The sequence below is a fragment of the Mycobacterium sp. E2733 genome, from assembly GCF_001667585.1.
Lineage (GTDB): Bacteria > Actinomycetota > Actinomycetes > Mycobacteriales > Mycobacteriaceae > Mycobacterium.
In genome coordinates this window covers 1-1,866 of the sequence record NZ_LZJZ01000019.1, presented here as the reverse complement: position 1 = coordinate 1,866, position 1,866 = coordinate 1, and the positions used below count along the sequence as shown (strand labels likewise).

At 67.8% G+C, this 1,866-nt stretch carries 2 pseudogenes; both read right to left on the bottom strand.

Annotation, left to right across the window (positions count from 1 at the left end):
- A pseudogene (locus A5678_RS03110) lies at nt 1-284 on the bottom strand (hypothetical protein); the annotation flags it as partial.
- A gap of 418 nt (nt 285-702) precedes the next feature.
- A pseudogene (locus A5678_RS27435) lies at nt 703-1,866 on the bottom strand (serine/threonine protein kinase); the annotation flags it as partial.

The window sequence follows — 1,866 nt, the reverse complement described above, 5'->3', positions numbered from 1 at the left end:
ACATACAGTCGTCCGTCGATCTCGCCGAAGTCGTAGATGGGGATGACGTGCGGCTCGTCCAGGCTGGCCGCGGCGTGGGCTTCGCGGCGAAACCGCTCCACATAGGCGGGATCCTCGGCGACATTGGCCAACAACAGCTTCAGGGCCACCACCCGATCCATCACGGTGTCGTAGGCGCGCCACACCTCGCCCATGCCGCCGCGGCCCAACAGCTCGATCAGCCGGTAACGCCCAAACGGCGTGCCCTCTATCTCGGATCCCGCCGGTGTGTGCACCGGTTTCATCTTTTCGCCCCTAATCGACGCAATTCGCCGCACCCGGTGCGCTGGTCAGCGCAGCGATCCTCCGCTGTGTGCTGGAATGCCCATTCTCGTGCCGCGTCGAGGCTGGGCGTAGGGCCGCTTGTCCCCGGCTGCCAGGAGCATTGGTCCCTTGACGCAGGCGGCGACCCGCGCCGGCATCGTCTGCACCGATTCGTGTCGCAGAACAAACAGCTAGTTGTGGGTTCAGGAACCGGGTGTGGTCGGCTTGCCGGAAACGATTGCACGGCAACCGCATATAGCGCCCGCGACCCAGCTTCCCTGGCTGCATGCCCGGTCAAAATCGACGAGCCAGCAGAAGACGGGTCCACGTTATGGCCGGGCCCGCTGCGCTTGGGTCGCCAGCCTTCGTGAGCAGAAGCCCCAGAAAGGGGATGACTCTCTAGTCGCCGGTGCGCTCAAACTTGTCGTCGAAATCCCACTGGCCGACAAAACAGGCGCCGGTATGTTCGCGGTGGCCGTGCCCGGTCAGCACCGTGATCGGGTCCCGCACCGGTTGCGGCAGCGGATATTGCGCGGTGATTTTCCAGTGCACCGTGCCGCCGCCCGGACACGGATGATCGCCCTCCCGGTCGTAGGTCCACGTCCCGCCGCCGAAGACCAGCGCCCTAGCACCGTCGGGGTTGTGGAAGTAGCTCATGCACCGATCGCCGTTGCGCAGACAGTCGGTCCGGACCGCGTCGTCGGACTCCTGTTTGGCCCCGTCCGAGAAGGTTGCCGTGCTGCGGTAGTGGCCGTGCAGCGCTTGGGCCGGCGACACTACCCGCGGCGGCTGGCCGGCCGGGTCGGGCAGGCTGGTGACGTCGACGTCGCCGGTGCGGGTGAAGCTCACGGCCCGCTTGAAGCCGCAGTTATTGTCGGCGTCGCTGGCCGTCGACGTCGCGCTGTATTCACCGGCGAGGGTGTTGTCGGGACGGAGCCGCAGCATGAACACCTCCCAGTATTCGGCGGGAGCGTTGCCGCACCTTCCGGAGCCGAGGCCGACGGCCAGCCAGCGCCCGCCGACCTCGTCGAACACCAACGTCGACACGAGTGTGGTGTCGCCGCTGCGCCGTGCCGAGGTGGCCACGCACCCGCTCGAGCGGCACACCGAGCGCAGGCCCCAGGTTTCCGTCTTCGGCACCGCACCCTCATGCGGTTTCCCGTCGAGATCGGTATCAGGGTCGAAGTTGGCGGTGTAGATACCGGTGAACGCGGCGGTCGGCGTGTTGTTGTGGTGTTGGGAGAGGTTCACGGCGGCGAAGACACCGGCGACGATCAGCACCGCGATCACCAGCAGCGCGGGGATCACGACGCGGGGGCGCCGCCACCCCGGCCGCTGCGGGGTGGGCGTTACCTCCAGCGGCGGTGGCAGGATGGGTGCGGCCCCGGTGGGGGCGAGTTGGGTGTGTTGGCCGTCGGTCGGGCCCGCGGTGGGCTGACCGGGCCAGACCGGTCGGGGCAGCGGCGCTGTGGTCGCCTCGCGGGCGGCGTGCGCGAATTCCACGGTGGTGGCATAGCGCTGGTCGGGGTCTTTGGCCATGCCTTTGGCGATGACGGCATCCAT